Here is a 25354-nt window from a genome sequence, read left to right as displayed (position 1 = left end):
CGCGCTCCCGGTCAGTAGTCGAACTGGATCATGCGGTTCATGATGAAGATGCCCAAAGCCAGCATGACCGCGCCGACGCCCAGCCAGATATGGCCCATCGACGTGGTGAAAAGCGGCACCAGATAGGTGGGCGAGACCACGCTCACCAGGGTGCCGACGACGAAGGGCAGCGAACCGATAATGCCGGCAGAGGCCTTGGCCTCGGACGACATGGCCTTGATCTTCATCTTCATCTTCTTGCGGTTGCGCAGCACCTTGGCGAGATTGCCCAGGGCTTCGCTGAGATTGCCGCCAGCCTGCTGCTGCACGGTGATGACGACGACGAAGAAATTGACCTCGGGCAAAGGTACGCGATCGAGCAGCACGGTGACCGCCTCGGTCATGGACAGGCCGAAGGCCTGCTGATCGAGCACGCGGCCGAATTCGGACTTCACCGGCTCCTTGGCGTCCTTGGCGACGACACGGATGGAATCGTTGAGTGGCAGGCCGGTCTTGACGCCGCGCACCACGGCTTCGACGGCATTGGGCAATTCGTCGAGGAACCGGTCCTGATACTTCTTGCGCTTCTGGCCGACATAGATGCGCGGCAGCAGATAGGCGGCGGCCACGGCAAAGACCGGGGCCAGGTAGATCGGCACCTGGACGAGAATGAGGATGACCAGCACGGCCACGCCGAAAATAATGCTGTTGCGGATGAAGGCCGCCGGCTTGATGGTCATGCCGGCCTGGAACAGCAATTGCGGCAGCGCCACGCGCTTCCTGGCATTGAGCGCGTTGGTCTGGGACTTGAGGGCCTGCTGCACGCTCTTGCGCCGCTCGTCGCGGCTGCGCGCGGCATTGGCCTCGAGGCGATTGACGCGCATGTCGCCCTGCAGCGCCTTGCGGCGCTTTTCGGCCCGGCCACCACCCAGTGCCGAGGGCACAAGGGCCAAGCCCGCCGCGCCGACGGTGACCATGGCAAGAATGACGAGCAGGATGGTGTTCATCACGAATCCAGCAGCTGGCGCTGTTCGGTGTTGGACTTTTCGAGCGCTTCGACGAGGTTGGCTTCCTCGTTGAAATAGCGGGCGCGCTCGGCGAATTGCGGCTTGGTGATGCCGGTGGAGCGATGCTTGCCGATCAGCATGCCGTTCCCGTCCTCGCCCATGATGTCGTAGAGGAAAATATCCTGGGTCACGATCACGTCGCCTTCCATGCCCAGGATCTCGGTGATGTGGGTGATGCGGCGCGAACCATCGCGCAGGCGGGCGGCCTGCACCACGACATCGATTGACGAGGTGATCATCTCGCGAATGGTGCGGCTGGGCAGGCTGTAGCCGCCCATGGTGATCATGGATTCGAGACGGGACAGGGCTTCGCGCGGGCTGTTGGCGTGCAGCGTGCCCATCGAGCCATCGTGGCCGGTATTCATGGCCTGGAGCAGGTCGAAACTCTCGGGGCCACGGACTTCGCCGACGATGATGCGTTCGGGCCGCATGCGCAGGCAGTTCTTAATGAGATCGCGCATGGTGATCTCGCCCTCGCCCTCCAGATTGGGCGGGCGGGTTTCGAGACGCACCACATGAGGCTGCTGGAGCTGGAGTTCGGCCGAGTCCTCGCAGGTGATGACGCGCTCATCCTTTTCGATGAAGGCGGTCATGCAATTGAGCAAGGTGGTCTTGCCCGAGCCGGTACCACCGGAAATCAGCACATTGGCGCGGACGCGGCCAAGGATGCGCAAAACTTCGGCGCCTTCGGGCGAGATGGAATTGTATTTGACCAGCTGCTGGAGGGTCAGCTTGTCCTTCTTGAACTTACGGATGGTGAGCGCGGCGCCGTCGATGGCCAGCGGCGGGGCGATGACGTTGACGCGGGAGCCATCGGGCAGACGAGCGTCGCAGATGGGCGAACTTTCATCGACGCGGCGGCCGACCTGGCTGACGATGCGCTGGCAGACATTCATCAGGTGGGCGTCGTCGCGGAAGCGCACATTGGTGAGCTTCACCTTGCCGGCGACTTCGATGTAGCAACGCTGGGAACCGTTGACCATGATATCGGCGATGTCGTCGCGCGCCAGCAGCGGCTCGAGCGGGCCATAGCCCAGCACGTCGTTGCAGATATCCTCGAGCAGGTCTTCCTGCTCGGAAATGGACATGATGATGGATTTGAGCGCGATGATCTCGGCGACGATGTCGCGGATTTCCTCGCGCGCCGCATCCTGATCCATAGTGGCGAGCTGGCTGAGATCGATGGAATCGATCAGCGCGCTGAAGATGGCCGACTTGGTGTGGAAATATTCCTTGTCGCGCGCGGCATCGGCCGGGGCGCGGACATCGACCACTTCGTCGCCGCCGCCGCGCATGCGAGCGGCCATGGCGTCGGCATCGGCGGATCGGCGCGCGGGTGCGGAGGGGGCTTGGGCTTGCGGCGCGGCGCTGGGAACCGGACGCGGGACTTCGCCGACGCCCGGAGTATTGCCGCCAAAAGATGTGCGCTTGCCAAACATGGTCGTCCTACCTTCAGGCCCGCTTCTTGAGGAAGGAGGGCAGTTTCATCAGGTTCGATGACCGGCCCCCGGCATGGATTGCCTGCCGGCCCGTCACATGCAGGCTGACGGCGCGGTAGACATCGTTGATCTTGTTGTTGGCGGCGACCTCGGCAATCATCTGCCCGTTATTGGCCGCAGTGCCGAACAGAGCCGCATCGAACGGGATCTGGCCGATGAGCTGGCATTCCACCGAAGAAGCGAATTCGGCCGGGTTGATCTCGGGCCGGCGCGTCATGCCCACCTTGTTGAGCACCAGGGATGGCGCATTCTCGGTGGGTCGCAGGGCGCGGACCGTATCGGCGATATTCTTGGCGTTGCGCAGATTGGCCAGGTCGGGCTCGGCCACGATCACCACTTCATCCACGGTGGCGAGCGTCTGGCGAACCCAGGCATTCCAGGCATGGGGAATATCGAGCACCACGATGGGCATGGTGTTCTGGCAGAGTTCGAGAATCTGCTCGAATTCGCGCTCTTCGAAATCGAAGGTGCGATCGAGCGTGACCGGGGCGGTCAGCAGGTTGATGTGATTGGCCGCCTTGCTCATCAGGCGATCCAGCATGGTCTGGTCGACCTTCTGGTTGGCCGAGAGCGCGTCGGCAAGACCGTGCGGCGGGTCCTGGTTGAAATTGAGGCCGGCGGTGCCGAAGGCCAGGTCCATATCGAGGATCAGGCTATCCTGGCGGAGCGCGGTGGCGATGGCCCAGGCGACGTTATGGGCGACGGTGGAGCCGCCGGCGCCGCCCTTGGCCGAGACAAAGCCCACCGTGCGCCCGATGGGGGCGGCATTTTCCGAGGCGAAGAGATCGGTAATAGCGCTGACGATCTGCTGGGCGGTGGCCGGCAGCACGATATATTCCGAAATGCCCGAGCGGATCAGCTCGCGGTAGAGCAGCACGTCGTTGACATGGCCGAGCACGACGACGCGCGTCGAGGCATCGCAGACTTCGGCGAGGCGCTCCAGCGCGCCAGGGATTTCGTCGGGGCTGAGATTGGTCTCGACGATGATCAGGTTGGGCGTGGGGTTGGACTTGTAGGTTTCGACCGCGCCGTCGATGCCGCCATTGTGGGTGGTGAGCGCCACCTTGGACATGCGCCGGTCATGGATGGCGCTTTCGACCAGTTGGGCCGTCTGGGAATGCTCGCAGAAGGCCTGGATGGTGATGCGCGGAATGAGGCGCGCGCCCGAGGCGATATCGGCTGCCGGCTCTTCGACCTTGGGCTCTGAACTGAGGAAACTCATGAAAGCAAAACTCCTTGACGCCTGCCTCAGTCGAGGACGAAGCCGACCGAACCGCTGAAGCCGCCGCGCATTTCGCCGCTATTGCCGACGCCATACATGGTTTCCAGCTTGCCCAGGAAAATGGCCTCGGCGTCGCTGGCGACCGCCGTGCGATCGGTGGGCACGGGGATGGAATTGGCGGGGCTGGGACCAACCAGATAGGGGGTGACCAGAATGACCAGCTCGGTCTGCTCGGTGCGGTAATCGCGCGAGCGGAACAGGGCGCCCAGGATCGGGATGTCGCCCAGCCAGGGGAACTGCTCGATCTGCTGGGTGGACTTTTCTTCCAGCAGGCCGCCAATCGCCAGCGTCATGCCGCTGGGCAGCTCGACCGAGGTATTGGCCTCGCGCTTGGTAATCGAGAAATCCGCCTGCGGTTCGGAAACCGAGGTTTCGACCTTGAGCGCGATGACCCCATTGGACTTGACCACCGGGGTAAAGCTCAGCTGGACGCCATAGGGCTTGAACAGGACGGTGCGCGTGCGGTTGCCGTTGTCGTCGTCCTCATAGGTGTAATAGGGCATTTCGCCGCCAGCGAGGAACTTGGCGGGTTCGCCGGAAATGGCCGTCAGCGTCGGTTGGGCCAGGACGCGCAGCGCGCCGCGGCCTTCAAGCGCGCGAATGGCCGTGCTGACGGAATTGCCATTGGCACTGAAGCTCGCATCGATGCCGGTGAGCGGGAAGGCATCGGTCAGCAGGCCATTGGCGAATTGCAGCAGATTGGTGGTGCCGACATTGAACACGGCGCCAAGATTGATGCCGAGCTGCTTGGCAACGTCGCGCTTCACTTCGGACACCGTGACCTGCAGCATGACCTGCTGGGCGCCGGCGACATCGAGAATGTTGGCGACGTTTTCCGCGCCGCCGGCAAACTGGGTGGCGACAGCGGTGGCGCGCTCACGGTCTTCGCCGGACAGCACATTGCCTGTGAGCACGATGCGGTTGACGTCGCCGCCCAGGGTCACCGATTCCACGCGGATATTGGAGCCGGGAATGACACGGGCCAGCGCCATCTGCAGGGCGTTGCCGACCTGGGAGGGTTCTTCGATCACCTTGACGTCAAGCACGGCGATGGTGCGGCCCTGATCATCGAGGAAGAAGATATTGGTGTCGCCACCGGTAATGCCCTGGATGAGGGCGCGGGTGCGGGTGCGCATGATGGCGGCGGCCACGCCCGGCTGGGAGACGATGACTTCGGCAGCGCCGGCCGGCAGATCGACCAGAGCGGTCTTGTTGATCTCGACCTCGAACTTGCGCGTGGCGCCGTAGGCTGCGGCGGAGATGGTGACGTGGGTTTCCTCGGCCATGGCGGCGGGAACCATCGGCAGGGCCAGCAGGCCCAGGGCCAGCGCGGAAGCGGCGAGAAGACCGGCAGTGCGGCGGCGAAGCGTGGTGAACTGGTTCATGATCATCTCCGTCCTATTCGGACACCACCTGGGGTTCGATGGACACATAGGGCTGGGCCGCATCGCCTGACGTCTGTGGGTAGAGGTCGGGGCTCATTTCGACCGTCTGCTGGCCGACCAGAGTGGGATTGGTGCCGGCCAGGATCGACTGTTCCTTGCCGAAACGGATGAGACGCACGGTCTGGTTGGAATTGGTTTCGGCCACGGTGGACTTGCTGAAATCGACGACGGAACGCAGGGTCAGCGCCAGTTGGCCACGCGTGGAGGCGTTGATCAGCGTTTCGGCCTGGGCCGGATCGAGCTCGAGCGTGGCAATGGCCGAATTGGCGAAGGTGACGGGCGTGGGCGCCGGCGCGTTAGGATCTTCCTGGCCGCCGCTGGTGCCCATTTCGCCCAGTCGGGTACCGATGGCCAGCACGCGCACATTGGACAGGATGACCTCGGACTGCTGGCCCGCCGGGGTCTGGCGCGTCAGCACCACATCGACGTGGTCATTGGGGACCACGAAGCCGCCGGCGCTGGATTCGGCCGAGACGCTGACCGAGACGCCGCGCATGCCTTCGGAGAGGACAGCCGAGAGATAACCCTGATCGGCACGGACCAGCTTGGCCTCGCGGATCGGCTCGCCGGGGAAGAATTCGAAGCGCGCCACGGCATCCTTGAGATCGGCAGGCGCATCGGGCATGGCCGAGATGGTCACATATTCGGAGCGAACGGCGCCTTCGGGCCAATCCTGCCATTCCAGGTTTGCCGGGCCGAGGCGCTCGCCAAGACCGATAGGCGCCTTGGCGACGAGGATCTGCGTCCTGGCTTCCTGGACCACTTCGGTCTGGACGGCCTGCTGGGGTGCGGGAGCACCACCGCCACGGGTGACGAGAAATGCGGCCAGGCCGCCAGCGACAAGCGCCACAACCAACAAGATGATACGCGCCGGCTTCATGACCCACTCCGGTTGTACGCGGGCGCAATCGGCCCAGTTCCACCGGCGGAACTTTGAACGCAAAGGGTCAAAGTTTGGTTAACCGGAGCTTTTCGGGTGCGGTTAACAATATGTAAATTTTGACATTTTGCCGAAACGGCTCATGCAGACAGCAAAGACGGCACCGTTACTAGTGCAGATTGAGCCTATTACTTGGAGCGATCAGACGGCGAGGCGCTCGAAGATGGCCGAATTGGTGTAGGTGAGCATGCCGGCCAAAGCCAGGGCGATGCCATAGGGCACGCCGGACTTGTTGTCATGCAGGCGTTCGAGCCAATGGTAGCGGGCCAGTAGCGGGCTCAGCGGCAGGCGGCGCAAAGCCAGGATCATGAGGGTCAGCACACCGCCGAGCAGGCCGGCGTAGACCAGGTATGGCAGGGTCAGCCCGAAACCAAGCCACAGGGTGGTGGCCGCCGCCAGCTTGGCATCGCCACCGCCGATCCAGCGCAGGGCAAAGAGCGTGAAGCCGACCGCCAGGACCGCGAGCGCGCAGACGACATGCATGGCGAATTGCTGCAGGGGCAGATTGATGGCGAGGGCCAGCACGCAGAAGCTGGCGACCAGGAACAGCACCAGCTTGTTGGAAATGCGCATGGTCAGCAGATCGGACGAGGCCGCAAACGCCATGGCGGCGGGAAACAGCAGCATCGCAACGATATTCATGGTTCGATTTCCTCTTCACCGGCGCGAAACCTGCAGCGCCAGAGTGCCAACCTGCCGTTAAGAAAGCCCAAATGAAAAGGGAGGAGCGCAAGCGCTCCTCCCTCATATTTCGAAGACCTGTTGGTCTTAGGTCGTGCCACCGCCAGCGGCGGGCGGGGTCACGTCGAGCGCGTTCCCGACGGTCGAGAATACGTCGCGCAGGTTGTTACCGAGGGTCGTAACGGCAAGAATAATGCCGACAGAAATCAGGGCGGCGATGAGGCCGTATTCAATTGCGGTTGCGCCGGACTCGTCCTTGGCGAAACGTGCGAAGATGTTCATTCCCAGGCTCCATTTTCTACGTCATCTAGAGACGTCATCGTTCGACACGTCACACATCGAACAGGGCGGACGCTAGGCCGGAGTCCTTGAAATTGCGTTAATCGACATACGCATCCTTCCGTGAATTGGCCGCAGATTTCCTATATTAATCAGAGTGTTAACGTAATGCGTCGCATTTTACGGACCGCATTCTTGGCCGTATATATTACGCAAAAACCCCCAGGTATTATGGCCATTGGCACAAAATCCGCACTGTAAAGAGTTTTACTGAAGAGCGGGCAAAACCAACTTGTATCGACTGTCATGGGCACTGTTAAAGTGCGTTTGCCAAAAATAAACCATTCGCGTCGAAAATGCCGGTATCGAGTACCAGTATGCCGGAACCGCACCATGCGCCCCATGTTCGCCGCCGCCTTCGCACTCAGCCTGTCGCTTGCAGCAAGCCTGGCGCCGGCACCGGCCATGGCAACCGACGGGGCGCCGATCAACGTCAATGTCAACATGGCGCGCATCCTGCGCATCAATGCCGCGGCCGCCACCGTGATCATCGGCAATCCTGGCATAGCCGACGTGACCATCCAGGACCCACAGACGCTGATCCTGACCGGCAAGAGCTTTGGCCAAACCAACCTGATCGTGCTCGACAATGCCGGCAACCCGATCGCCGATACACTGATCGAAGTGGTGCAGATGCAGGCAGGCGTGGTGACGGTCTATCAGGGACAGGCGCGCACGAGCCTGGCCTGTGCCCCGATCTGCCAGTCGGTGGTAATGATGGGCGACGACACGAACTTTTCCTCGGAGGCGATCGCCTCGTCCCAGCTGGTCCAGCAGCTCGCCAACTGAGCCGCAAAGCCGTAGCCACCTTGCCGGAAACGCTCTATTAACCGTGACCAGAGTTACGGGGCGGCTACGGGCTCCTCCTAACCTTCGGTTATCCATGCAGGGCTAGGTTTGCCGCATCGCGCAACCGGGCTCGGAACATGACGGAACGCCTTGCATCGCGGATCGGAAGGCGCCTGCCGCCGCGGCGGCGGCGCGACTTCATGCGCGACGAAAACGGCGTGACGGTGGTGGAATTCGGGCTGCTCGCCGTGCCCTTCTTCTCGATCCTTGGCGCGATCATCGAAACATCCATGGTGTTCCTGTCGGGACAGATTCTCGACAGCGCCGTGCAGGATGCCGGCCGGATGATCCGTACCGGCCAGACGCAGCAGGCCGGTCTTACGCCGGAGCAATTCAAGCAGAGCGTCTGTGACCGACTCTACGGCCTGTTCAGGGATTGTTCGGGCCTGCATGTCGAAGTGCAGGTGATCAACAGCTTCAACGCGGTGAGCATCAGCCCGCCGGTCAACATGGCATGCGACACCGGCGAGGCCAGTTGCAATGACTGGACGCGGCCGGAAGTCTATGCGCCAGGCAGCGGGTCCAACATCGTGGCCGTGCAGGTGTATTACCAATGGCCGCTGATCCTGCCGGTCAGCGGGTTGGGACTGAACAATCTGAGCGGCGGCAAACACCTGATGGGCGCCGCCACCGTGTTCCGCAACGAGCCATTCACATGAGACGGGCGTGGCAAGGGCTGCTGGCCCATCTGCGGCGGTTGGCGCTGGTCGAAGAGGCCACGGCGGCGGTCGAGTTCGCACTGATCCTGCCGATCATGCTGCTGGTCTATATCGGCTCGGTGGAGGCCAGCGTGGCCATTACCACCGACCGCAAGGTGCAATCGGTCGCGGGCGCGCTGGGCGACCTGGTTGCCCGCTCCGACACCACGATCAGCACGGCGACGCTGGAGGACTATTTCCAGGCGGCGGAAGGGATCATGACGCCCTACCCCGCCGGCGACCTGCTGCAGACGGTTACCCAGGTGCAGGTGCTCAGCAACGGCACGAGCAGCGTTGTCTGGTCCTGGCAATATGAGAACGGCATTATGGGGCCGGGCGCGCATGAAGCGGGCTCTGCCTTTTCCCTGCCGGCGCCGATGAGAGAGATCGCCCAGGACAATTCCAAGACCACTTATGTGATCGTGTCCGAGGGCAGCTATGCGCATATGCCGCTGTTCGGCTTCATCTTCAACCAGCCGATCAACCTCTATCGCGAGAACTTCCTGATGCCGCGTTTCGGCGGCAATATCACGGTGAACTAGAGCCCCGCTTGCGCCGCCAGCGGGTGCATGCCACAAGCCGGACATCTTCTTCCCTGTCCCGGCGGTATGCTCATGAACGATACGCTTGTTCCCGTGTTCGACCTTGGCGGCGTGTTCGTCGACTGGAACCCGATGTACCTGTTCCGCAAGCTCTTCGAGAGCGAAGAGGACGCATTGTGGTTCCACCAGAACATCTGCACCGGCGACTGGAATCTCGAATTCGACGCCGGCGAAATCTATGCCGAGGGCGTGGCCAAGCTGATCACGCGCTTCCCCAGATACTGGCGGGAAATCCAGGCTTTCGACATGCGCTGGAAGGAAACGCTGGGCGATTTCATCCAGGGCACGATCGACATCCATAACGAGCTGATCGAGCAGGACATTCCCACCTTCGCCATTACCAACTTCTCCTGGGAGAAGTGGGTGAGCTGCCTGGGCGAATGGCCGTTCCTGGAAAAGTTCGACGGCGTGATCGTGTCGGGGCTCGAAGGGTTGGTAAAGCCCGATCCGCGGCTCTATCGCGTATTCTGCGAGCGCTACAGCCTGGCGCCGGACAATTGCGTGTTCATCGACGACAGCGAGCCCAATATCGTGGCGGCGCGGAAATACGGCATGCATGGGGTGCACTTCAAAGACCCGGTGATGCTGCGGAAAGAGCTGATTGCGCTTGGGCTGCCGCTGAAGGGGTAGTACGCAACCCCTACTGCGGAACATTGATCATCGTGATCCGTGGAAGCATACCCCCTTCCTGCTCGATCACGGACTTAGCTGAAGCTAAGTCCTATCTCGCTTCCCTCCCCACAAGGGGGAGGGTGGCAGGAACCGATGGTTCTGTGGATGCCGGACGAGCGCAGCGAGGACTCCGCGCGTCGCGCGCCCCGTCCGGAGCGCTACGCGCGCGAGGACACTACTTCGTGCCGTACATGCGGTCGCCGGCATCTCCGAGCCCCGGTACGATGTAGCCTTTTTCGTTGAGATGGCTGTCGATGGCGGCGGTGAAGATCGGGACGTCGGGCTGGCTTTCGGTGAAGTTCTTGATGCCTTCGGGGGCGGCCAGCAGGCAGAGGAAGCGGATATTGTTGGCGCCGCGCTCCTTGAGCTTTTCAATGGCGGCGGTGGCCGAATTGCCGGTGGCCAGCATGGGATCGACCACGATGATCAGCCGGTTTTCGAGATCGGCAGGCGCCTTGAAGTAGTATTCGACCGGCTCCAGCGTTTCGTGATCGCGATAGAGGCCGATATGGGCGACGCGGGCGGCGGGGACCAGATCGAGCATGCCATCGAGCAGACCATTGCCGGCGCGCAGGATGGAGGCGAAGACCAGCTTCTTGCCCTTGATGGCGGGGGAATCCATGGCCGCCATCGGCGTCTCGATCGGGATCGATTCCAGCTCGAGATCGCGCGTCACCTCGTAGCACATGAGATGGGCGATCTCGCGCAGCAGGCGGCGGAAACCGGCAATGGAGGTTTCCTTGTTCCGCATGATGGTCAGCTTGTGCTGGATCAGGGGATGATCGAGGACCGTTACAGGACCAGCGCTTTTGCTCATTGGATCACCTCAACCATCGCCTAGAGGAAGGATTTGCCGTGACGGCCGGGCGCGAGGCCGAGCCAGCGGGCAATGCTTTCGCCAATATCGGCGAAGGTGGTGCGAATGCCAATCTCGCCTTGCGACAGGCTTGGGGAAAAGACCAGGATCGGCACCTGTTCGCGGGTATGGTCGGTGCCCTGCCAGGTCGGATCGTTGCCGTGATCGGCTGACAGGACCAGCAGGTCGTCGGGACGGAGCTTGCTGATCAGTTCGGGCAGGCGGGAGTCGAAATATTCGAGCGCCGCGGCATAGCCGGGAACATCGCGGCGATGACCATATTCGCTGTCGAAATCGACGAAATTAGTCATGATGAAGGCGTTGTCATCGGCCATTTCCATGGCGTCCAGCGTCTTGTCGAAGAGTTGCGGCAGGCCAGTGCCCTTCATCTTGTGGGTGACACCGTGGCCGGCATAGATGTCGGAAATCTTGCCGATGGCATAGACCTGATTGCCGGCCTGCTGGTTGCGATCGAGCAAGGTCGGCTCGGGCGGGGCAATGGCGAAATCGCGGCGATTGCCGGTGCGCTTGAAGCTGGCGGAGTCCTCGCCGATGAAGGGACGGGCGATGACGCGGCCGATCATCAGGGGTGCGGTCAGTTCGAAGGCGATCTGGCAGATTTCGTAGAGGCGATCGAGGCCGAAATGGGCCTCATGGGCGGCGATCTGGAACACTGAGTCGATGGAGGTGTAGCAGATGGGCTTGCCAGTGCGGATGCTCTCCTCGCCCAGTTCAGCAATGATAGTGGTGCCCGAGGCGTGCTTGTCGCCGAGAATGCCGGGGAGCTTGGCGCGGGCGATGAATTCCTCGATCAGGTCGGGCGGGAAAGTGGGTTCGGTCTGGGGGAAATAGCCCCAATCGAAGGGCACGGGGACGCCGGCGATTTCCCAATGGCCTGATGGCGTGTCCTTGCCATTGCTGACTTCGCGGCCGACGCCGAAACGGCCGCCTTTGGGCGTAGCGGAAAGATTGGGCGGCAGGGTGCCAGTGGAGAGCTGGATGGCGGCGCCGATGCCTAAAGCATCCATATTGGGCACGTTGAGTGGGCCGGAGCGCAGGTCGGGTTTGTCGGCCTTGCCTGATGCGGCCCATTCGGCGATGTGGCCGAAGGTGTTGGAGCCGGTATCGCCGTATTTATCGGCGTCGGGCGCGCCGCCAATGCCGACACTGTCGAGAATGCAGAGAATGGCGCGAGGCATGGCGTTACTCCGTGGGCGGGATATGCGCGGCGATAAGGGTATGGCGCGGCGGGGTGTCGCCGAGGCGATAGGCGGATTTGAGGCGGGCCTCGGCGTCGGCGGCACTGGCTTCGTCGGCGGCGTGGATGCGGGCGATGGGGGTGTTGTCATCAGCGGGGGCGCCGAGGGCAGCGAGGCGGTCGAAGCCCACGCGGTGGTCGATGCTATCAGTGGGCATGGTGCGGCCGCCGCCCAGGGCGACCACGGCCATGCCGACGCCGCGCGTATCGATATCGACAATGGCGCCCTGCCCTTCGGCGAAGATGTCGCGGACGATGGGGGCCGGGGCGAGGTGGCGATCCATATTGGCGATGAAATCGGCGGGGCCGCCGAGGGCGGTCACCATGCGGGCGAAATGCTCGGCGGCGCGGCCGCTGTCGAGGGCATCGGTGACGAGGGCGAGGGCCGCATCGGATGTGGCGGCCGTGCCGGCCATGCGCGCGGCTTCGGCACAGAGGGCGAGGGTGACCGCGCGCAGGCGGGCATCCTGATGAGTGCCGGTGAGGAAATCGACGGCGTTGCGGACTTCGAGCCCGTTGCCGGCGGCTGATGCCAGCGGCTCGTTCATGTCGGTTATGATGGCTGATGTCTTGAGGCCGGCGCCATTGGCGACTTCGACCAGGCTCTGGGCCAGTGCGCGGGACTTTTCCAGCGTGGGCATGAAAGCGCCGGAGCCGGTCTTGACGTCGAGCACCAGCGCGCCCAGGCCGGCGGCGAGCTTTTTGCTGAGGATGGAGGCGGTGATGAGGGCGATGGATTCGACTGTGCCGGTGACGTCGCGGATGGCGTAGAGCGTCTTGTCGGCGGGGGCGAGATCGGCGGTCTGGCCGATAATGGCGCAGCCGGCCTCGCGCACGACCTTGCGGAACAGGGTATTGTCGGGGCTGGTGGTATAGCCGGGGATGGAATCGAACTTGTCGAGCGTGCCGCCGGTATGGCCCAGGCCGCGGCCTGATATCATCGGCACGTAGATACCTGTTGCGGCCAGGATGGGCGCGAGCATGAGGGAGACATTGTCGCCGACGCCGCCGGTGGAATGCTTGTCGGCCACGGGGCCGTCGAGATCAGACCAATCGAGCACGGTGCCGCTGTCGCGCATGGCCAAAGTGAGCGCGACGCGCTCGGGCATGGTCATGTCCTGGAAATAGATCGCCATGGCGAAGGCGGCGGCTTGCGCGTGGGAGACGGTGCCGGCGGCGAAGCCGGCTATGAAGTCAGCGATTTCGGCGGGGGCGAGGATGTCGCCATTGCGCTTTTTGAGGATGACTTCTTGGGGGAGGAAGACCATGGGTGGTTCGTTTCTAGGGGATACCCCCTCCTAACCTCCCCTGATAGGGGGAGGAACAGATCGCGTTTGTGGCACCATGCCGTCCTATGCCCCGTATGGGATCCAGACGTTCTTGACCTGGGTGGCCCGGGCGAGGAAGTAGTCGCCTTCGAAGCGGCGGTCGGCCAGATCGTAGTTCAGGCCGCGGGTGGTCCAGGTCTGCTTGACGTTGCCGGCGGAGGCCTTTTCGACCATGGCGGAGGCTTCGGCGGAGCCGGCGAACCAGAGCGCATCGACGCCGTCATGTTCGGCCAGGGTCTTGGCGAGAGTGGTGCTGTCGCCGGTGACGATGTTGACGACGCCGGAGGGGACATCGGAGGTTTCGAGGACCTGGTAGAGGTCGGTGATGCTGAGGGGTGACGTGGCCGAAGGGACCAGCACCACGGTGTTGCCCATGGCAAGGGCCGGGGCGAGGAGCGCGATGGAGCCCAGCAGCGGGCGGCTGGCTGGGGCGACGATGCCCATGACGCCGATTGGTTCGACCATGGCGGCAGCCACCATGCGCTGAGGTGGATTGTGGATGGCGCCATCGTATTTGTCGGCCCAGCCGGCGAAGGCGAAGAGGCGTTCGACGGATAGGGCGACCTCCTCGGCGCCGTCCTGGCCGGTCTGGGCCTTGAGGCGGGCGGCGAATTCGTCGCGGCGATAGTCGAGGTTTTCGGCGAGGAAATAGAGGATTTGCGCGCGGGTGTGGGCGGCTGATGTGGACCAGCTGAGCGCGGCGCGGGCGGCCTCGACGGCGTTGCGGATATCCTTGCGGTTGCCGTCGCCGGCTTCGCCGATCAGCTTGCCGGATGGATCGAGCACCGGGCGGGAATAGCCGCTGTCGGGACGGGCCTGCTTGCCGCCGATATACATCTTGGCGGTCTGGTCGAGATGGGCGGTATCGAGGGGATTCGTGCCACGCCCTCGTGGTTCGACAGGCTCACCATGAGGGCTACTCTTGGCAACCGGGGCCGCCTTGAGTGCCTTTTCCCATGATGGCTTGAGGTAGGAGGCCATGCCTTCGCGGCCACCTTCGCGGCCGAAGCCGCTCTCCTTGTAGCCGCCGAAGCCGACGGCGGCGTCGAAATTGTTGGTGCCGTTGATCCAGACGACGCCGGCCTTGATCTTGGGCGCAATGTCGAGGGCAAGATTGATGTTCTCGCTCCAGATGGTGGCGGCGAGGCCGTATTTGGTGTTGTTGGCCAGGGCCACGGCTTCCTCGGGCGTGCGGAAGCTCATGGCGACCAGCACGGGCCCGAAGATTTCCTCGGCTACCAAAGTGTTAGCAGGCGAGACATTGGTGACGAGGACGGGCTTGAGGAAGCAGGTGCCGCCGGGCAGCTCGCCATCGGGCTCATAGATCACGGCGCCTTCCTTGGTGCCGCGCTTCATCAGGTCCTTGATGCGCTCGACCTGCACCGGGGCGACCAGCGCGCCGATATCGACGGACTTGTCGAGCGGGTCGCCGACGCGGAGGGTGGACATGCGCTTCTTGAGCTTGGCGATGAAGCGGGTTTCGATGCTTTCCTGCACCAGCAGGCGCGAGCCGGCACAGCAGACCTGGCCCTGATTGAACCAGATGGCGTCGACCAGGCCTTCGATGGCGCTGTCGATATCGGCATCCTCGAAGACGATGTAGGGGCTCTTGCCGCCCAGTTCGAGCGACAAGCCCTTGCCGGAGCCAGCCGTGGCCTGGCGGATGATCTTGCCGACCTCGGTGGAGCCGGTAAAGGCGATCTTGTCGATATCGGGATGATTGACGATGGCGGCGCCGGTGTCACCTTCGCCGGTGACGATGTTGACCACGCCCTTGGGCAGACCGGCGCGTTCGCAAATCTCGGCGAAGAGCAGAGCGGTCAGCGAGGTGAATTCGGCGGGCTTGAGCACGACCGTGTTGCCGGCGGCAAGGGCCGGGGCGATCTTCCAAGCCAGCATCAGCAGCGGAAAGTTCCACGGGATGATCTGGCCGCAGACGCCATAGGGGACGTGATCGGTGAAGGTACGGGCGAGGTGCTGGGCCCAGCCGGCATGATGGTAGAAATGACGGGCGACGAGCGGGATATCGACGTCGCGGCTTTCGCGGATCGGCTTGCCATTGTCCATGGTTTCGAGCACGGCGAAGAGCCGGGAATGCTTCTGGATGGCGCGGGCGATGGCGTAGAGATATTTGCCGCGCTCATAGCCTGAAAGGGCCGACCACGATTTGAAGGCGGCGCGAGCGGCCTTGACGGCCTTGTCGACGTCCTCGGCCGTGCCATCGGTGATGTCGGCGAGCTTCTGGCTGGTGGCGGGATTGTCGCTGGCGAAGGTCTTGCCGGGCTTGGTCCATTTGCCGTCGATGAAATGGCCGAACTTGCGGTCATGGCTGTCGAGCCAGGCATTGGCCTGGTCGGGGCCTTCGGGGGCCGGGCCGTAGTCGAGCGATTGGAAGATTTGCGCGATCTTGTTCATTCGGTTCCTCCGGGTCCGTGCAGCGGACCTCGTGGTTCGACAAGCTCACCATGAGGTCCGAACGGGTTCGGTGCCTCGGGAGCCCTCATGGTGAGCTTGTCGAACCACGAGGGCGATATGCCCTAAACCATCGGCTGGCGATAATCGGCCGCATAGTGGCCGGTGAGGCCGTGTTCCAGTTGGCGCTCGATATCGGTCAGCAATGAGCTGGCGCCGAAGCGAAAGAGGTGGGGCTGGAGCCAGTGGGTGCCCAGTTCTTCCTTCATCAGCGCCATGTATTTGAGCGCATCGCCGGCCGTGGCAATGCCGCCGGCAGGCTTGTAGCCGATCTCGATGCCGGTCTCTTCGGCGAACCAGCGGATCATGCGGATCATGGTCAGCGAGGTGACGAGGTTGGCGTTGACCTTTTCCTTGCCGGTGGACGTCTTGATGAAATCGGCGCCGGCCAGCATGCAGACCAGGCTCGCCTTGGCGATATTGGTCTGGGTGGCGAGCTCGCCGGTGCCCAGGATGGTCTTGATATGGGCGTCGCCGCAGGCCTTGCGGAAGGCTTTGACCTGATCGTAGAGCGCCTGCCAGTCGCCGCGCAAAACCATGCCGCGTTCGATGACGATGTCGATTTCCCTGGCGCCATCGGCCACCGACAGCTCGATTTCGCGGAGCTTGGTTTCGACCGGGGCGAGGCCATGCGGGAAGGCGGTGGAGACGGCGGCGACGGGAATGCCGGTGCCTTCCAGCGCCGTCACCGCGGTCTTGACGAAGTTGTGGTAGACGCAGACGGCGCCGGGCAGGATGCGCAGGCTGCCGACATCGAGCTTATCGAGAATGTCCTGCCGCAGGGGATGGCGGGCCTTGGCGCAGAGACGCTCGACCCGGCCATCGGTATCGTCGGAATTGAGCGTGGTCAGGTCGATCATGGTGATCGCCTTGAGCAGCCAGGCGAGTTGATAGTCCTTTTTCACCGTGCGGCGGGCGCCGATGGTGCCAGCGCGGCGCTCCAGCGCCGAACGGTTCATGCGGATGCGCTCGACCCAGTCGAGATCGAGCGGGAAACCGGGATTGCGCTTGTGGGTCGCCTCGGAAGGGGTGTTGTCTACGACACGCAGGCTCATAGTTCCTCCACCAGCGCGGGAATGAGCTGCTTGAGCTTGTCCGCGCCTTGCACTGCCATGGTCTTGGTATGCTCATGGCTGATGTTTTCGGTCGAAAGTCCGGCGCCCATATTGGTGATGGACGAGCAGGCCCAGACCTTCATGCCCAGGAAACGCCCGAGAATGACTTCTGGTGCCGTGGACATGCCGACCGCATTGGCGCCCAGGCGAATGGCCATCTGGATTTCGGCGACGGTTTCGAAGCTGGGGCCGGAATACCAGAGGTAGATCCCCTCCCCGAGCCGGATATCCATGCGCTCGGCCAGGCCCTGCGCCTTGGCGCGCAGGTCGGGAGCATAGCAATCGACCATGTTCACAAAGCGGCGGTCGGTGGGTTCACCGATCAGCGGATTCATGCCGGCATAGTTGATGTGATCGGCAATGAGCATCAGGTCGCCGGGGCGGAAGCGCTCATCGACCGAGCCGGCCGAATTGGTCAGCAGGAGCGTCTGCGCGCCGAGCGCGGCCATGGCTTCGAGCGCCGGGCGCATGGCGGCGGCATTGCCGTGTTCGTAATAATGCTCGCGGCCGGTAAGGACGGCGACGCGCTTGCCGCCGAGCGTGCCTATCAGCAGGTCGCGGCCGTGGCCGGAAACGCCGCCGCCGGGAAAGCCCTTGAGCTCGGAATAGGGAATCGTCACCTTGTCGGCGAGCAGGTCGCCGATGGCCGAGAGGCCCGAGCCGAGCACGATAGCGGCGGCTATGGGCTCCTTGCCCGCGATTTTCTGGATGGTTTTGGCGGCTTTGCTCATTTCGGCAGGTACTCCGGGCCAAAACTGTGCGGCAGCAATTGTTCGAGGGTGCAGAGGAGCGGGTCGCCATCGACGCCGTGGCTGACCACCTGCACGCTGAGATCGGCGAATTCGCGAATGCGCTGGCGGCAGGCGCCGCAGGGGGTGACCGGGGCCTTGCCGGGGCCGGTGACATAGATGCGGGTGATGCGCTTGCCGCCGCCCGCGATCATGGCCGCGATGGCCGAGGCTTCGGCGCAGTTGCCCACCGGATAGGCGGCATTTTCGATATTGCAGCCGGCATAAATCTTGCCGTCATCGGCCAGGATGGCCGCACCCACGGAAAAGCGCGAATAGGGCGCATAGGCCTTGGCGCGAACGGCTTCGGCGGCCTTGAACAAGGCCTGGTCGGTCGGAGTCCTGGTCATACGATCCTCGCGCGCCAGCGGTTTCCGCTAGCGCTCCTTGGTATAGGGTATGCCACCGGCCTTGGGGCCGACGGCCTTGCCGATGAAGCCGGCGAGCAGCACCACGGTCAGCACATAGGGCAAAGCCTGGATGGCCTGAACCGGCACTTCGATGCCGAACAGTTGCGCACTCTGCAGGCGGATCTGCAGTGCATCGAGGAAGCCGAACAGCAGGCAGGTGAACATGGCCGGAACCGGCTTCCACTTGGCGAAGATCAGCGCAGCGAGCGCGATATAGCCCTTGCCGGCCGTCATGTTGTTGCCGAAGCCGGACCCTTGCGCGATGGAGAAATAGGCGCCGGCCAGGCCGCAGAGCAGGCCGGTGATGATGATGGCCTGGTAGCGCAGCTTGACCACCGAAATGCCTGCCGTATCCACCGCCTTGGGGTTTTCGCCCACGGCGCGCAGGCGCAGGCCGAAGCGGGTGCGGAACAGCACATACCAGGTGACCGCCACCATGATGAAGGCGATGTAGACCAGGATATAATGGCCCGAAATCAGGTCGGAATAGATCGGGCCGACAATGGGCACGCCCGCCAGTTCATTGGCGAAAGGCAGGGTGATCGGCTCGAAGCGACCGCCCTCGCCCAGAGCGGGGGTGCGGCCGCCCTGGTGGAACCAGGTCTGGCCGAGGAAAGTGGTCATGCCGGCGGCGAGCATGTTGATGGCGACGCCGGCAATGAGCTGGTTGCCCTTGAGCGAAATGGCGGCGACGCCCTGCAGCAGGGTGGTGCCCAGCGAGACGATCATGCCGGCCAGGAGGCCCATCCAGGCCGAGCCGGTAACAGCGGCGACGGCGCCAGCGGCAAAAGCGGCCGCCAGCATCTTGCCTTCGAGGCCGATATCGAAGACGCCGGCTCGTTCGGAATACATGCCGGCGAGACACGCCAGCAGGAGCGGCGTCGAGAGGCGGATGGTGGCGTCGAGGACGGAGAGGATGATGGCGAAATCCATGTCAGCTCTCCGACCCGGTGGTGGAGACCGCGATGGCCTCGGCCTTCTGCTCCGGCGTGAACAGCATGAAAGCCCGTTCGAGCGAGGGCCGGAACAGCCCTTCCATGGCGCCGGTGAACAGGATCACCAGGGCCTGGATGACCACGATCATTTCGCGGGTAATGCCCGGAATGACGAATTGCAGCTCCTGCCCGCCCTGATAGAGCGCGCCGAACAGCAAGGCGGCCAAAGCGATGCCGATGGGATGGTTGCGGCCCATCAGCGCCACGGCGATGCCGACGAAGCCTGCGCCGGCGACATAATCGAGCACGAGGCGGTTCTGCACACCCATGACTTCGTTGATCGCCACCATGCCCGCGAGGGCGCCTGAAATGGTCATGGTGATCATGATCATTTTCGAATTGGAAATGCCGGCATAGCGCGAGGCGGTGGGATTGGCGCCGAGCACGCGCATGGCATAGCCGAACTTGGTGTGCCAGACGAGGATATAGACCCCGATCAATGCCAAGATGGCGATGACGATGGACAGGTTGACCGGCGAATAGCCGAAGAAGGAGATGAACTGGCGCAGTTGCGGCACGCGGCCGGCTACAGCGATGGTCGCGGATTCGGGGGGCCATGGTCGTGGCGGGCTTGAGCACGCGATTGACCATGTAGACCATCAAAGCCGCGGCGATGAAGTTGAACATGATGGTGGTGATAACGACGTGGCTGCCGCGCTTGGCCTGCAACCAGCCGGGTATGAAGCCCCACAAGCCCCCCACGGCGGCGGCGGCAATCACCGCGGCCGGCATGGCGAGGAGCCAGTGGGTCTGGTCGAGCGCCAGCGCCACGACGATGGCGCCGAGCCCGGCGACATAGGCCTGGCCGTCGCCGCCGATATTGAACAGGCCCGCATGGGCCGCGACCGCGACGGCGAGGCCGGTGAAGACGAAATTGGTGGCGTAGTAGAGCGTGTAGCCGAAGCCATCGCCATAGCCGAAGGCGCCATAGATGATGACCTGGATGGCGTGGAGCGGATTTTCACCGACCAGCAGCACGACCATGCCGGAAACGAGGAAGGCCAGCAGCAGGTTGAGCGCGGGCAGCAGGGCGACGTCGGCCCAGCGCGGAAGGGGGCGACGGGCGCTCATGGCAGGGGTCCCTGTTCGGCGATGCCGAGGCCGCGTGGCGCGGTCTTGTTGTTGATGCCGGCCATCATCAGGCCGAGTTCGCCTTCGGTGGCGGTGGCCGGATCGGCCTCGCCGACGATGACGCCATCGAACATCACGAGGATGCGGTCGGCAAGCGAGCGAATTTCATCCAGTTCCACCGAGACGAGCAGGATGGCCTTGCCCTCGTCCCGCATCTTGATGATTTCCTTGTGGATGAACTCGATGGCGCCGATATCGACGCCGCGCGTCGGCTGCCCGATGACCAGCACATCGGGGTCGCGCTCCATCTCGCGGGCCAGCACGATCTTCTGCTGGTTGCCGCCGGAAAACAGCGAGGTCTTGAGATTGATATTGGCGGGGCGGACGTCGAAGAGCTCGATATGCTTGGCCGCAGCCTGCTTGGCGGCGGCAATGTCGAGCAGGGCGCCGGCGCCGTATTCGGGGCTGTCCTGATAGCCCAGGATGGCGTTTTCCCATTCGGCGAAGTTGGTCACCAGGCCCATGCGCTGGCGGTCTTCGGGCACATGGGCGAGGCCGGCGGCGCGGGCACGGGCGGCGCCGTCATCGCCCGCAAGCGAGAGTGGCTGGCCATTGAGGATAACCGTGCCTGCCTTCTGGTCGCGCATGCCGGAGATGGATTCCAGCAATTCGGATTGGCCATTGCCGGAGACGCCGGCAATGCCGATGATCTCACCCGATCGAACGGAAAAGCTCACGCCCTTGACGCGGGGGACGCCCATATCGTCGGTCACGACGAGGTCCTGCACTTCGAGCAGGGTCTTGCCGGGATTGGCCGGGCCTTTTTCCACGCGCAGCAGCACGCGGCGGCCCACCATCAGCTCGGCGATTTCCTCGGGATTGGTCTTGGCGGTTTCGAGGGTAGCGACCATTTCGCCCTGACGCATAACCGAGACGCTATCAGTGATGGCCATGATTTCGCGCAGCTTGTGGGTGATGAGGATCACCGTCTTGCCCTGCTCGCGCAGAGTGCGGAGCACGCGGAACAGGTCGTCGGCCTCCTTGGGGGTCAGCACCCCGGTCGGCTCATCGAGAATGAGGGTTTCGGCGCCGCGATAGAGCGCCTTGAGGATTTCCACGCGCTGCTGCTGGCCGACCGAGATATCCTCGATGGTGGCATCGGGATCGACTTCGAGGTCGTATTCATGCTCCAGCCGGTCGAGCTCCTGGCGGGCGCGATCGAGGCTGGGCTTGAGCAGGCCGCTATCCTCGGCGCCGAGCACGACGTTTTCGAGGACGGTGAAATTATCGACCAGCATGAAATGCTGGTGCACCATGCCGATACCGAGCGCCAGAGCGTGGCGGCTGTCGGTGATCGCATGCTGGGTGCCGTTGACGCGGATGGTGCCGCTATCGGCGGTGTAGAAGCCGTAGAGGATCGACATCAGCGTGGATTTGCCCGCGCCGTTCTCCCCCACAATGCCGTGGATGGAGCCGCGCTGAACTTTCAGGTCGATATCCTTGTTGGCGTGAACCGCGCCAAACCGCTTGTTGATCTTTTCAAGCTCGATCGCCCAGCCGGAAGCCGGGGCAGAAGCAGCGGCCGTTTCCGGCCGCTGCGGGTTCATGGTGTCGTTACCGGCCATCAAATGCTGCTTAGAGCGGGCAAGCGTTGTCGGTGTAGTAGTCGTGAACCTCGACGGAGCCATCGAGGATACCGGCCTTGAGCTCTTCGATCTTGGCCTTCATGTCGTCGGTGATCAGGGCCGCATTGTTGTCGTCAACGGCATAGTCCACGCCGCCATCGGCCAGGCCCAGGTCGATACGACCCGGCTTGAAGGTGGCGTCGTCGCCCGCTTCGTTGAAGGCGTTGTGCACGGCGGTATCGACGCGCTTAAGCATCGAGGTCAGGACCGAACCGGGCTGGAGGTGGTTCTGGTTGCTGTCGACGCCGATCGAGAACTTGCCGGCATCGGCAGCGGCCTGCAGCACGCCGAGACCCGAACCGCCGGCGGCGGCGAAGATCACGTCGACGCCGCTGTCGATCTGGGCCTTGGCCAGCTCGCCCGCGGTGACCGGGTCATTCCAGGCAGCCGGGGTGGTGCCGGTGTAGTTTTCGGTCAGGCCGACATCGGGGTTCACGGCGCGGGCGCCATAGGCATAGCCGCAATAGAAGCGGTGGATCAGCGGAACGTCCATGCCGCCGACAAAGCCGACCTTGCCGGTTTCGGACTTCAGGGCCGCCAGAGCGCCGACCAGGAAGGAACCGGTATGCTCGTCGAACATGATCGACTGCACGTTGGGCTGGTCGACCACGGTGTCGATAACCACGAAATTGGTGTCGGGGAATTCAGTGGCTACAGCTTCGAGAGCCGCAGTCCAGGAGAAACCGGCCATCACGATCGGATTGGCACCCTGACCGGCAAAGCGGCGCAGGGCCTGTTCGCGCTGGGCATCGTTCTGCAGTTCGAGATCGAGGTAGTTGCCGCCGGTCTCTGCCTTCCAGGCCTCGGCGCCGTTGTAAGCCGCTTCGTTGAACGACTTGTCGAACTTGCCGCCCAGATCATAGATCACGGCCGGGTCGGCAAGGGCAGCACCGGTAAGGATCGCGCTCAGCGCGACGCCGCCGGCAATGGCCTTGGTGATAGTGGAAAGTTTCATTGAGTTCGTCTCCCTGTCTCGCACATGAGCGTCGGCATAAGGCTCCGACGGACAATCTCCGTGCGCTAACAGCGGATACAATCGTGCAAACGTGCCGCCTGCAAGAGGGAATCGCGGATATTTTTCCGATTGGTCAAAATTTTGCCGCCTTGCTTAAGGGGCAGGCAGCACATCGGCCAAGCGCCTACCAGCGCGCCAGGATGGAATGAAACAACTGCCCCGGATCGGTATCGGCGTAAAGCACCATCAGGATGGCCAGCGAGGCGATGGCGAAGAGAGCGAGCGTATCGCGGGTGCGGCCGGTCATGACAATTTGCTTCAAACTTGAGGGATGACCGGCAATGCTTAGCGCATCGGCCGCGCGCCGATTGTGATGCTTTGGTGGCAGACGCGGGCGTGGTTAAGGAAAGGTATAGGAACGCCTATTCTACCGGCAGGGCGGTGACGGGCGCGCCCATGACCTCGCCGAATCGCTCGAAGAAGCCGTCGATCACCTTCTGGGCGGAATTGCCGATAATGGCCTTGCCCAGCCGCATGATCTGGCCGGAGGCGCCGCCTTTGGCGGTAAAGACCAAGAGGGTAGCCTCGCCATCGTCGGCCAGGGCGATATCGGCCGAACCCTCGGCCAGCCCGAGCAGGCCGCCCTTGCCCCGGCCCGCCAGGGTATAACGGGTGGCGGGGACGATATCGCTCAACAGCAGTTCGCCCTTGAACACGGGATGGGCGACGCCGAGATTGACCTTGATCTCGAGATCGAGCGCGGTTTCACCGGCCCATTCGATGCGGTGACAGCCCGGAATGGTGGCCTTGAGCACGGCGGTATCGTTGAGCGCCGCCCAGACGGCGGCGCGTGGCGCGGCGATGCGGTAGCGGCCACCGAAATCCATCAGCGGCCACCCTGGCCAAGCATTGCCACAATTGCCGCAATACCGCCTTGATGCACCGTGAAACAGGTATCGGCCATGGTGTGTCATCCCCGCTCTTTACGTGCGGCTTTTTCGCACCAATATGGTCTAAATAGTTGCGGCCGCGCTGCCTTGCAATTGTCAGGGGGTGGGTAGCGGCAATCTATAAGTGCAAACCGCGCATTCAGCCGGTTGCGCGCGTCAGAATACGGGGAGCGAAGAATGGCCGAGGAAGTGACCACTGCAACCGAGACCCAGGCATCGCCTGTTGCCATGATGGCAGAAAAGCCGCTGCAGTATCTGGACAAGGCGGTCAACGCCATCCGCGACCTGGGCGTGTGGCCCGAGCAACAGGGCGAACAGCCGATCACCGGGCTGTTGAGCCAGATCACCGAACTCGACGAAACCCGCGTGGTGCTGATCGGCCGGACGCTGAGCCAGGCCAGTGCCTTCAACGAAGTGGTGCGCGAGCAGATCGCCGCCATGAAGATCGGCGAGCGCTACGAGGACATTACCAAGGGATTCGACTCGATCCGCGACGATGCCAAGGGCATGGTCGACCAGTTGGCCGACAACAAGCTCGACCTGCTGGAGCGCGCCTCCAATGTGTGGATGAAGGTGAGCCGGGGCGATATCGCCACCCGCTTCAACAAGATCCGCGACACCTATCTCGACGTTACCCGGGACACTAAGGATCAGATCGACCGCGAGCACACGATTCTGGAAGCCTATCGCGACTTCCGTGGCGCGCTGAAGCAATCCGAAGTGATGGCGCTCGAAGTGCTGGAAACCGCCGAAAAGCGGCTGGCGGAGAAAAAGGGCATTCTCGAAACCGCCTCGGCCGCCGTGTCGGGCTATACCGGCACCGTGCCGGCCGACCGGGCGCGCCTAGAAATGGATCGCGACGAGAAGCTGCGCGAGATGCAGAACGAGGAATCGCGCTACCAGATCGCCAAGGATCTCTCGGACAATCTGACCATTTCCTACAATACGTCGGAAGTGGTGATGGCGCGGCTGATGCAGACGACCAATGCCAAGGAGCGGGTCTACCAGCAGTCGATCAGCTTCTTCTCGACCAACGAGACGGTGCTGACGGCGCTTTCGGCCTCGTTCACCGGTATGTTCGGGCTGCATGAATCGACCGAGACGCTCAACGCCATGAAGGAAGGGATGAGCAAGAGCCTCGAGACCCTCAGCGAGATCGGCGACAAGGTGACCGAGGAAGCCGTCCGGGCCGGCTATGGCCCGACGGTGCGCGCCGATGCGGTCAAGAAGCTGGTGGATTCGGTGGTCAACTTCCAGGAGAAGAGCCGCACCATCATCAACGAGATGCGCGTGGCCTCGACCAAGAATTCGGCCGAAATCCGCGATGCGGTGGAAGACGGCAAGCGCCGGCTGGCCGCCCTGGCGGCAGACGGCAATGCGCTGCTGCTCGAAACCAGGAAGTGAGAGGCAATCGGACC

General features: G+C 63.2%; 25 protein-coding genes and 1 pseudogene. 5 read left to right on the top strand and 21 right to left on the bottom strand.

The features are described from left to right. Positions 1-11: 11 nt before the first annotated feature. The 7 genes from FPZ08_RS20935 to FPZ08_RS20905 all read right to left on the bottom strand — a co-directional run bounded on the left by FPZ08_RS20935 (position 12) and on the right by FPZ08_RS20905 (position 7175). Positions 12-986: a type II secretion system F family protein gene (locus FPZ08_RS20935; RefSeq protein ID WP_146292537.1), complete on the bottom strand. Its 975-nt coding sequence runs from the start codon at positions 984-986 to the stop codon at positions 12-14. Beyond that, positions 986-2485 (bottom strand): TadA family conjugal transfer-associated ATPase, encoded by a 1500-nt coding sequence (locus tag FPZ08_RS20930; RefSeq protein ID WP_246132745.1) that lies wholly within the window; start codon positions 2483-2485, stop codon positions 986-988. Before FPZ08_RS20930 ends, FPZ08_RS20935 begins: the two co-directional genes overlap by 1 nt. A 13-nt stretch (positions 2486-2498) precedes the next feature. Then, on the bottom strand, positions 2499-3767 hold the full coding sequence (locus FPZ08_RS20925) for a CpaE/TadZ family protein (protein ID WP_146292536.1): 1269 nt from the start codon (positions 3765-3767) through the stop codon (positions 2499-2501). 26 nt (positions 3768-3793) lie between these two features. After that, positions 3794-5212 (bottom strand): type II and III secretion system protein family protein, encoded by a 1419-nt coding sequence (locus FPZ08_RS20920; protein ID WP_186767118.1) that lies wholly within the window; start codon positions 5210-5212, stop codon positions 3794-3796. Between the two features lie 13 nt (positions 5213-5225). Then, on the bottom strand, positions 5226-6152 hold the full coding sequence (gene cpaB / locus FPZ08_RS20915; protein ID WP_146292532.1) for a Flp pilus assembly protein CpaB: 927 nt from the start codon (positions 6150-6152) through the stop codon (positions 5226-5228). A 201-nt stretch (positions 6153-6353) separates the two neighbouring features. After that, entirely contained in the window at positions 6354-6854 is a 501-nt protein-coding gene (locus FPZ08_RS20910; RefSeq protein WP_146292530.1) for an A24 family peptidase, read from the bottom strand. Between the two features lie 126 nt (positions 6855-6980). Beyond that, positions 6981-7175, bottom strand: a complete 195-nt coding sequence (locus FPZ08_RS20905; RefSeq protein ID WP_146292528.1) for a Flp family type IVb pilin — start codon at positions 7173-7175, stop codon at positions 6981-6983. Between the two features lie 390 nt (positions 7176-7565). On the opposite strand from FPZ08_RS20905, the gene FPZ08_RS20900 reads away from it, so the two are divergent. The 4 genes from FPZ08_RS20900 to FPZ08_RS20885 all read left to right on the top strand — a co-directional run bounded on the left by FPZ08_RS20900 (position 7566) and on the right by FPZ08_RS20885 (position 10011). Next, positions 7566-8021, top strand: coding sequence for a pilus assembly protein N-terminal domain-containing protein (locus FPZ08_RS20900; protein WP_186767117.1), 456 nt, complete (start codon positions 7566-7568; stop codon positions 8019-8021). 137 nt (positions 8022-8158) lie between these two features. After that, positions 8159-8740, top strand: a complete 582-nt coding sequence (locus FPZ08_RS20895; RefSeq protein ID WP_146292524.1) for a TadE/TadG family type IV pilus assembly protein — start codon at positions 8159-8161, stop codon at positions 8738-8740. Further along, positions 8737-9321, top strand: coding sequence for a TadE/TadG family type IV pilus assembly protein (locus FPZ08_RS20890; RefSeq protein ID WP_186767116.1), 585 nt, complete (start codon positions 8737-8739; stop codon positions 9319-9321). Before FPZ08_RS20895 ends, FPZ08_RS20890 begins: the two co-directional genes overlap by 4 nt. Before the next feature lie 72 nt (positions 9322-9393). Beyond that, entirely contained in the window at positions 9394-10011 is a 618-nt protein-coding gene (locus tag FPZ08_RS20885) for an HAD family hydrolase (protein ID WP_186767115.1), read from the top strand. 217 nt (positions 10012-10228) lie between these two features. Here FPZ08_RS20885 and upp read toward each other — a convergent pair whose 3' ends face one another. From upp to FPZ08_RS20825, 14 genes and pseudogenes are all read right to left on the bottom strand, one after another. Further along, a complete protein-coding gene (gene upp, locus FPZ08_RS20880; protein ID WP_146292518.1) occupies positions 10229-10870 on the bottom strand; it encodes a uracil phosphoribosyltransferase in 642 nt (213 codons plus the stop codon). A 20-nt stretch (positions 10871-10890) separates the two neighbouring features. Further along, positions 10891-12108 (bottom strand): phosphopentomutase, encoded by a 1218-nt coding sequence (locus tag FPZ08_RS20875; RefSeq protein ID WP_146292516.1) that lies wholly within the window; start codon positions 12106-12108, stop codon positions 10891-10893. Between the two features lie 4 nt (positions 12109-12112). Beyond that, the gene (deoA, locus tag FPZ08_RS20870) at positions 12113-13435 is read right to left on the bottom strand and encodes a thymidine phosphorylase (protein WP_146292515.1); all 1323 of its coding nucleotides are present in this window, start codon (positions 13433-13435) and stop codon (positions 12113-12115) included. An 84-nt stretch (positions 13436-13519) separates the two neighbouring features. Beyond that, positions 13520-15910, bottom strand: a complete 2391-nt coding sequence (locus FPZ08_RS20865) for an aldehyde dehydrogenase family protein (RefSeq protein WP_146292513.1) — start codon at positions 15908-15910, stop codon at positions 13520-13522. A gap of 122 nt (positions 15911-16032) precedes the next feature. After that, complete coding sequence (deoC, locus tag FPZ08_RS20860; protein WP_146292511.1) at positions 16033-17022, bottom strand: deoxyribose-phosphate aldolase; 990 nt, start codon at positions 17020-17022, stop codon at positions 16033-16035. Next, entirely contained in the window at positions 17019-17813 is a 795-nt protein-coding gene (locus FPZ08_RS20855; protein ID WP_146292509.1) for a purine-nucleoside phosphorylase, read from the bottom strand. The genes deoC and FPZ08_RS20855 overlap by 4 nt, the downstream gene beginning before the upstream one ends. Then, positions 17810-18220: a cytidine deaminase gene (locus tag FPZ08_RS20850; protein ID WP_146292507.1), complete on the bottom strand. Its 411-nt coding sequence runs from the start codon at positions 18218-18220 to the stop codon at positions 17810-17812. The genes FPZ08_RS20855 and FPZ08_RS20850 overlap by 4 nt, the downstream gene beginning before the upstream one ends. Positions 18221-18247: 27 nt before the next feature. After that, positions 18248-19213, bottom strand: a complete 966-nt coding sequence (locus FPZ08_RS20845) for an ABC transporter permease (RefSeq protein ID WP_146292505.1) — start codon at positions 19211-19213, stop codon at positions 18248-18250. Between the two features lies 1 nt (position 19214). Continuing rightward, a complete protein-coding gene (locus FPZ08_RS22895; protein ID WP_342780150.1) occupies positions 19215-19793 on the bottom strand; it encodes an ABC transporter permease in 579 nt (192 codons plus the stop codon). A gap of 103 nt (positions 19794-19896) precedes the next feature. Beyond that, a pseudogene (locus tag FPZ08_RS22890) lies at positions 19897-20259 on the bottom strand (ABC transporter permease subunit); the annotation flags it as partial. 83 nt (positions 20260-20342) lie between these two features. Next, complete coding sequence (locus FPZ08_RS20835; protein WP_146293383.1) at positions 20343-21953, bottom strand: ABC transporter ATP-binding protein; 1611 nt, start codon at positions 21951-21953, stop codon at positions 20343-20345. Positions 21954-21981: 28 nt separating this feature from the next. Continuing rightward, positions 21982-22971, bottom strand: coding sequence for a BMP family lipoprotein (locus FPZ08_RS20830; RefSeq protein WP_425457616.1), 990 nt, complete (start codon positions 22969-22971; stop codon positions 21982-21984). Between the two features lie 199 nt (positions 22972-23170). Then, positions 23171-23293, bottom strand: a complete 123-nt coding sequence (locus FPZ08_RS22715; RefSeq protein ID WP_281285645.1) for a hypothetical protein — start codon at positions 23291-23293, stop codon at positions 23171-23173. Positions 23294-23408: 115 nt separating this feature from the next. Beyond that, positions 23409-23873, bottom strand: coding sequence for an SRPBCC family protein (locus FPZ08_RS20825; protein ID WP_186767114.1), 465 nt, complete (start codon positions 23871-23873; stop codon positions 23409-23411). Positions 23874-24113: 240 nt separating this feature from the next. Here FPZ08_RS20825 and FPZ08_RS20820 point away from each other — a divergent pair, with 240 nt between their 5' ends. Continuing rightward, the gene (locus FPZ08_RS20820; RefSeq protein WP_425457558.1) at positions 24114-25340 is read left to right on the top strand and encodes a cell surface protein; all 1227 of its coding nucleotides are present in this window, start codon (positions 24114-24116) and stop codon (positions 25338-25340) included. Positions 25341-25354: the final 14 nt, after the last annotated feature.

Source organism: Devosia ginsengisoli, assembly GCF_007859655.1.
GTDB lineage: Bacteria > Pseudomonadota > Alphaproteobacteria > Rhizobiales > Devosiaceae > Devosia > Devosia ginsengisoli.
The sequence above is the reverse complement of the archived record's forward strand: the minus strand, read 5'-3'. Positions and strand labels throughout refer to the sequence as shown.